Consider the following 6,257-nt stretch of genomic DNA (forward strand, 5'->3'; position numbering starts at 1 on the left):
GCGACGGGGGTGGCTGCCGAAGCGCTTGCCGCGATACAGATGAACATATGAGCAGCAACGGGGGCGCCCCTTACGGATCCGGCCATGGGCCCGGCTACGGACCCGACCAGCCGACGAGTTTCGGACTGCAACCGCCGCAGCCGAGCGCGCCGTACCCGGGGAACCCGTACGCGCAGCCGACTCAGGTGGTGGCGCAGTCGGCCCCGCCGTCACCGGCACCGCCCTCGGCGCAGCAACCGCAGCCCGCGCAGCCCTCGCAGGACCCCGGCAACGGGCGGCTGATCGCGGGCCGTTACCGGCTGCTCGCCAAGCTCGGACATGGTGGCATGGGTACGGTGTGGCGGGCGAAGGACGAGACGGTGGATCGTGAGGTCGCCGTCAAGGAGCCCCGCGTACCGGATCATCTTCCCGAGCGTGAACGGGCCAACGCCTTCGAGCGGATGCGCCGCGAGGCCCGTGCGGCGGCCCGGCTCGATCATCCTTCGGTCGTGAACGTGCATGACGTGGCGGTCGTGGACGGTCAGCCGTGGATCGTGATGGAGCTGGTGCGGGGACGTTCGATGGGTGACGCGCTCCAGGAGGGCACCCTCGGGGTGCGTGACGCGGCGAGAATCGGCCTCGATGTGCTCGGCGCTCTGGAGGCCGCGCACGCCGCCGGCATCCTGCACCGTGACGTCAAGCCGGACAACGTCCTCCTCGGCCGCCACGACCGGGTCGTCCTCACCGACTTCGGCATCGCCCAGATCGAGGGCGAGACGAACCTGACGGACACCGGCGGCTTCGTCGGCTCGCCCGAGTACATCGCGCCCGAGCGGGTGCTGGGCCAGCGGCCCGGCCCCGCGTCGGACCTCTGGTCGCTCGGCGTCGTCCTCTACGCCGCCACGGAGGGCGTGTCGCCCTTCCGGCGCAGCAACACGCCGGCGACCCTGCAGTCCGTGCTCAACGCCACGCCCGCGGCGCCGGCCTCGGCCACGGGCCCGCTCGTCGAGGCCATCAACGGCCTGCTGCAGAAGGACCCGGCACGTCGTCCGACCGCCGCCCGCGTCCGCGAGCTGCTGGAGACGGCCGCGAACCCGCCGGCGCCCGCGCCCACCCAGGTGGTCCAGCAGATCGCCGGGCCCCCGGCGGGGGACGGCAAGGGCATCCGTGTCGGCGCCAAGACCCTCGCCGGGCTCGGCGCGGTGGTCGTCGCGGCGGCGGTGACGGCGTACCTGGTGATCGCGGAGCCGTTCGCGGGGCCTCTGCCGGACGGCTGGAAGCAGCGCGACCTCGGCTCCAAGGTCGCCGCGAACGTGGGCGTGCCCGGGGACTTCGTGAAGGACAGGTTCGAGCCGGACGACACCGACGGCACGTTCGCGCAGTACAGCGACCCGAGCGGGCTGATCCGGATCAACGTCGACCGGGACGTCAAGAAGGACGACAAGGAGAACGAGATCCCTGGCGTCGCGCTGGACAACGCGTACGCCGACTGGGAGTTGGTCAAGGACGGCGAGTACACGCTGGACATCGCCGCCGACCCCGCGCCGAAGGGACGGCCGCAGGAGGCGAAGTTCGAGGACCACGAGGCCGCCGAGAACACCATCGTGTACACGACCACGGACACCCAGGCCCCGCGCCTGCGTGAGGCGCGGGTCCTGTACTACAAGGCGGGCAACGGTGACATGTACCGGCTCTGGATCGACTATCCGGGCAAGGGGCACTTCACCGAGCAGGGCCGCGAGATCGCCCGTACGGCCATCGCGACCCTGAAGATCGACCAGATGTAGGTCTGTCTCAGGGAGCGCCTCTCAGGAGAGGCCGACGGCCAGGTCGTTGGTGACGGTGAAGAAGAAGCGGGCCTGCGGGGAGGCGCCGCTCGGCGTGGCCATGGTGACCGCCGGGTACTTGTCGGTGTCCTTGCGGTCCACGATGTCGTCGAACAGTCGTCCGAGGCGGAGGGGTTCGGCGTCGGGGGCCTTGTCCGGCCCCGCCGGGTCGGGCAGGGACGACAGCTGTACGCGGAATCCGCGTCCCCCGTCGGTGCTCGTCGCCGGTGCCTCGAAGTCCGCCACCTCCTCGCTCCGGGCGACGCCCACCAGCGTCGCGCCCTCGCCGAGTTCGGCCCCGTGCAGGACGCCCTCCACGGCGATCGAGCCGTCGCCGACGGGCAGTGCGGTGACCTCGGCGTGCGCGGTGCGGTGGAAGGTGCGCAGGGCGAGGTAGCCGTCCTTGGTCGCGTACGGGATCCACCAGGCGACCGGCGCCTCGTAGATCGAGAACGACGGCACCTCGTACGGCAGCGAATGGTCTCTGTACGACGGTCTCCTGAGGCCCCGTCAGGAGCAGACCGAGGGCGAGAGAGGCGGCCGTATGGTGGCCGACACCCGCTACGACGGCTCCGGCCGCGTCATCCAGGTCAACGACACCTACTATGTCGCCGGCGCTCCGTCCTCGACGCTGTTCGACCCGGTCGACGCCGACCTGGACGCGCAGACGGTGACGGAGTACGACGGTGCCGGCCGCGAGACGGCCACGATCCTGAAGGTCGCGGGCAAGGAGAAATACCGCACCACGTACGCCTACTCCGGTGACCGGGTGACGACGACCCTGCCGAGCGGTGGCATCAAGACCACGATCGTGAAGGACGCCCGGGACCGGACGACCTCCCAGATCCAGTATTCCGAGGGCGGCTCCGCGGTCACCACGTCCTACGCCTACACGGACGCCGGCCGGCTGGCGAAGGTCACGGACACCGTCGGCAACACGTGGGAGTACACCTACGACCAGCTGGGCCGCAAGGACAGCGTGGTCGACCCCGACACGGGTACGTGGGACTACACCTACGACGCGATGGACCGCCCCACGTCGGTGACGGACGCCCGCGGCAACAGGATGTCGACCAAGTACGACGAGCTGGGCCGCACGGTCTCGACCTGGCAGGGCTACGCGGACAGCGGCACGCGGCTGTCGCTGACCAGGTACGACACGGTCGTCAAGGGGCATCTGTACGGGCTGTACACGTACAAGGACGGCGCGGTCCACTCCTCGGTGACCTACCCGGTGCTCGATCCGGACAACGACTACAAGCCGACCACGACCAGGTACTACCTGTCGAAGACGGCCGAGCCCGAGCTGGGCGGCACCTACGAGTTCACCACCCAGTACAACGACGACGGCACCTTGCAGGGCCAGGGACTGCCGGCGGTGGGCGGTTTGGCGGCGGAGGCGCTGGGCTACGCCTACGACGATCTCCAGCGTCCCGCAGCCCTCAACACCTCACTGGGCGGCGGAAGTTACGTCGCGGACGTCTCGTACTCACCGACCTCGCAGCTGGAGCAGCGGGAGCTGTCCACGGGGGCGTCGGCGGCGCCGAAAACCTGGCTGACGAACACCTTCGAGAAGGGCACCCGCCGACTGGCCACCTCCCGGGTGGACGTGCAGAACGCGGCGAGCGTCGCCTACGACGCGAGCTACACGTACGACGCGACCGGCAACATCCAGTCGATCGCCGACACCCCGAGTGGTGGTACGGCGGACATCCGGTGCTTCACCTACGACGGTCTGCGCCGCCTGACGGACACCTGGACGTCGTCGGTGTCGTCGAACGGCGCGGCCGGCACGGGTTCCACGGACGCGGCCTGCTCGGCAGGGGCCTCGTCCTCGACGGTGGGTGGTGTGTCCCCGTTCTGGACGGAGTACGGCTACGACGCGATCGGCAACCGTACCGACGAGGTGCGCCACGGCCTGAACGGAGAGGCCACCGCCACCCGTACGTACGCCTACGGCGAGGGCTCCGGCCCGGACGGAGCGGACTCCGGCCCGCACACGGTCTCCTCGGTGACCGAGAAGACGGCGGCGACGAGCACCACCCCCGAGATCAACTCACGTGACACCTACACCTATGACGCCGCGGGCAACACCAGGACCCGTGTGCTCTCCGGTGACACCCAGACCCTTGGCGTGGGACAAGCAGGGCGAGCTGGCCTCGGTCACCAACCACGACGGGACGGTGACGTCCTACCTGTACGACGCGTCGGGCGAACGCCTGCTGCGGAACACGCCCGACGAGAAGACGTTCTATCTGCCGGGCACGGAGCTGCACCTGGACAAGTCGACGTCGAAGGTGACGGCGACCCGTTACTACTCGTTCGGTGGCCAGACGGTGGCGATGCGGGACGTGAGCGGCGTCCGCTTCCTGCTCTCCGACCACCAGGGCACGGCCGAGCTGGCGGTCGACGCGGCCACCGGCCAGACCACCCGCCGCCGGACGGACCCGTTCGGCAACGAGCGGGACGAGACCACGTCGTCCGCCTCCGGCTGGGTGAACGACAAGGGCTTCGTGGGCGGCACCATCCAGGCGTCCACCGGGCTGACGACGCTCGGGGCACGCGAGTACGACGCGGACACCGGCCGCTTCCTTTCGGCAGACCCGATCGTCGACCACAACGACCCGCAGCAGATCAACGGCTATGCCTACGCCAACAACAGTCCGGTCACCTTCAGCGACGCCACGGGTCTCAGGCTCGCGGAGTGCGTGGGCGGCTGGCAGGAGTGCGGGCCGTGGCCGACCGGCCACAAGCGGGGCGCGGTGGCCGCCAACCCCGACGGCACGGGCGGTGTCGCCCCCGCCGGCAACAGCCAGACCGCCGCTCAGGCGAAGGCGGACCACGCCCGGGCCGAGCAGGACGCGGCGATGCAGCGAGCGAAGGCCATCGCCGAGGAACTCGCTCAGATCATCGCCGACGAACTGGGCATCACCGACGCGCTGGACTGCTTCACAACGGGCAACCTGGGTGCCTGCGGCGCGACCGCGCTCAACGTCGTCTCCTCGCTGCTCAGCGGCGGCCCGCTCGGGCGGCTCGCCGTCAAGTACGGGGCGCCGTGGAAGTGGAAGAAGGCGGAGGCGCTCGCCAAACGGGTCTGGAACCTCGGCGAGGACCTGCTGGAGTCGTTCAACGGCTGGCGCAAGAACCGCAAGGAGGCGGACCGGCTCGCCGATGCGGCGGCATCCTGTGTGCGGGGCAAGGGAGGCAACAGCTTCACTCCGGGCACCAGAGTGCTCATGGCCGACGGCCGTACGAAACCCATCGAGGACGTCGAGATCGGCGACCGGGTCCTGGTCACCGACCCGGAGACGGGCGAGACGACGGTCGAGACCGTCACTGCGGAGATCAAGGGCACGGGCCGCAAGCACCTCGTAGACATCACCATCGACACGGACGGCGACAAGGGCACCGGGACGGCTTCGGTCACCGCGACCGACGGACACCCGTTCTGGGTCCCCGAACTCGGCGAGTGGATCGACGCCGCCGAGCTGAAGGCTGGGGAGCGGCTGCACACCCGCGGCGGAACCCGGCTGCGGATCACCGAGGTCGAACACCGGACCGTCCCGCTTGCCACGGTGTACAACCTCAGCGTCAGCAACGTGCACACGTACTACGTGTTGGCGGGCTCCGAGCCGGTGCTGGTGCACAACTGCAGTGTCAGTCCGCACCAGCTGGAGCGGACGGAGTCGCTCGGCGGCGCCGCGGACCGCAAGATCGTCGACGACATCGCCACGAGCATGAGCCAGGACGGCTGGGTCGGAGAGCCGATCGAGGTCTTCGAGGCGTTCAACCGGAAGTACATCATCAACGGCCACCACCGGGTCGCGGCGGCCAAGAGGGCCGGGATCGACGTGCAGTACCGGGTCATCTCGCTGGAGGAGCTGAAGTCGTACACCTATAAGAATGTCGACGAAGTGGTCTGGGCCGCGGTCGAAGTCGGCTCGGACTTCCCGGAGAACAGAAGGGGACGCAGGAGATGACCAGCAGCGGGGCGCCTGCCACCGACGTGGTGCGCGCGTTCCTGGACAGCCATCGGACCATCAGGGCGGCACTGGCTCGCCGGTACTCCGAGTTCTCGGCTCTGCCGGCAGTGCTGGCCGGCGTACGGGCACGAGAGCTCGGGCGGGAGGGCTGTACGGCCGACGGGTTCACCTACAAGGTGCACGGACGGGGTTGCCGGATGAGCGACCCGGATGGGCGTGTGGTGGACATCGACCTGATGCCGGACGGCTCGGAGGCCTTCGACCTCTGGCGGCTGGAACAGTTCGCCCGGAGCCGGGGTGACGACGTCCCACCGCGGAAGGAAGAACTGATCAAGGCGTGCCGGGAGCTGATCGAGACCGGTGCTCTCCGTGAGCCGGAGACCGGTTGGTTCAGCTCCGCCAACAGACAGAGCGCGGTCTAGCGCCGGTCCTGGGGCGGTACGCATGTCAGGGCGATGATCCCCCGGGG

The 6,257-nt window shown here is 69.6% G+C and carries 4 protein-coding genes and 1 pseudogene; 4 read left to right on the plus strand and 1 reads right to left on the minus strand.

The features are described 5' to 3' along the window. Positions 1-47: 47 nt before the first annotated feature. On the plus strand, positions 48-1,766 hold the full coding sequence (locus tag ACFU53_RS20995) for a serine/threonine-protein kinase (RefSeq protein WP_383994334.1): 1,719 nt from the start codon (positions 48-50) through the stop codon (positions 1,764-1,766). A gap of 21 nt (positions 1,767-1,787) precedes the next feature. On the opposite strand, the gene ACFU53_RS21000 is transcribed toward ACFU53_RS20995, so the two are convergent. Beyond that, positions 1,788-2,267 (minus strand): hypothetical protein, encoded by a 480-nt coding sequence (locus ACFU53_RS21000; protein ID WP_383994337.1) that lies wholly within the window; start codon positions 2,265-2,267, stop codon positions 1,788-1,790. An 82-nt stretch (positions 2,268-2,349) separates the two neighbouring features. On the opposite strand from ACFU53_RS21000, the pseudogene ACFU53_RS21005 reads away from it, so the two are divergent. The 3 genes and pseudogenes from ACFU53_RS21005 to ACFU53_RS21015 form a co-directional block, all read left to right on the plus strand. Beyond that, positions 2,350-2,868 (plus strand): annotated as a pseudogene (locus ACFU53_RS21005) (hypothetical protein); the annotation flags it as partial. Between the two features lie 1,051 nt (positions 2,869-3,919). Then, entirely contained in the window at positions 3,920-5,785 is a 1,866-nt protein-coding gene (locus tag ACFU53_RS21010; protein WP_383994340.1) for a polymorphic toxin-type HINT domain-containing protein, read from the plus strand. Next, positions 5,782-6,210 carry a DUF6896 domain-containing protein gene (locus ACFU53_RS21015; protein ID WP_383994343.1) on the plus strand — a complete coding sequence of 143 codons (429 nt, stop codon included), beginning with the start codon at positions 5,782-5,784 and terminating at the stop codon, positions 6,208-6,210. The genes ACFU53_RS21010 and ACFU53_RS21015 overlap by 4 nt, the downstream gene beginning before the upstream one ends. Positions 6,211-6,257 lie beyond the last annotated feature (47 nt).

Origin of the sequence: Streptomyces sp. NPDC057474 (genome assembly GCF_042802555.1) — a bacterium.
Taxonomy (GTDB): domain Bacteria; phylum Actinomycetota; class Actinomycetes; order Streptomycetales; family Streptomycetaceae; genus Streptomyces.

What these genes read in the sequence shown, in the direction of transcription:
- ACFU53_RS20995 (WP_383994334.1), top strand. Translation starts at nt 48, where the DNA reads ATGAGCAGCAACGGGGGCGCCCCTTACGGATCCGGCCATGGGCCCGGC.
- ACFU53_RS21015 (WP_383994343.1), top strand. Translation starts at nt 5,782, where the DNA reads ATGACCAGCAGCGGGGCGCCTGCCACCGACGTGGTGCGCGCGTTCCTG.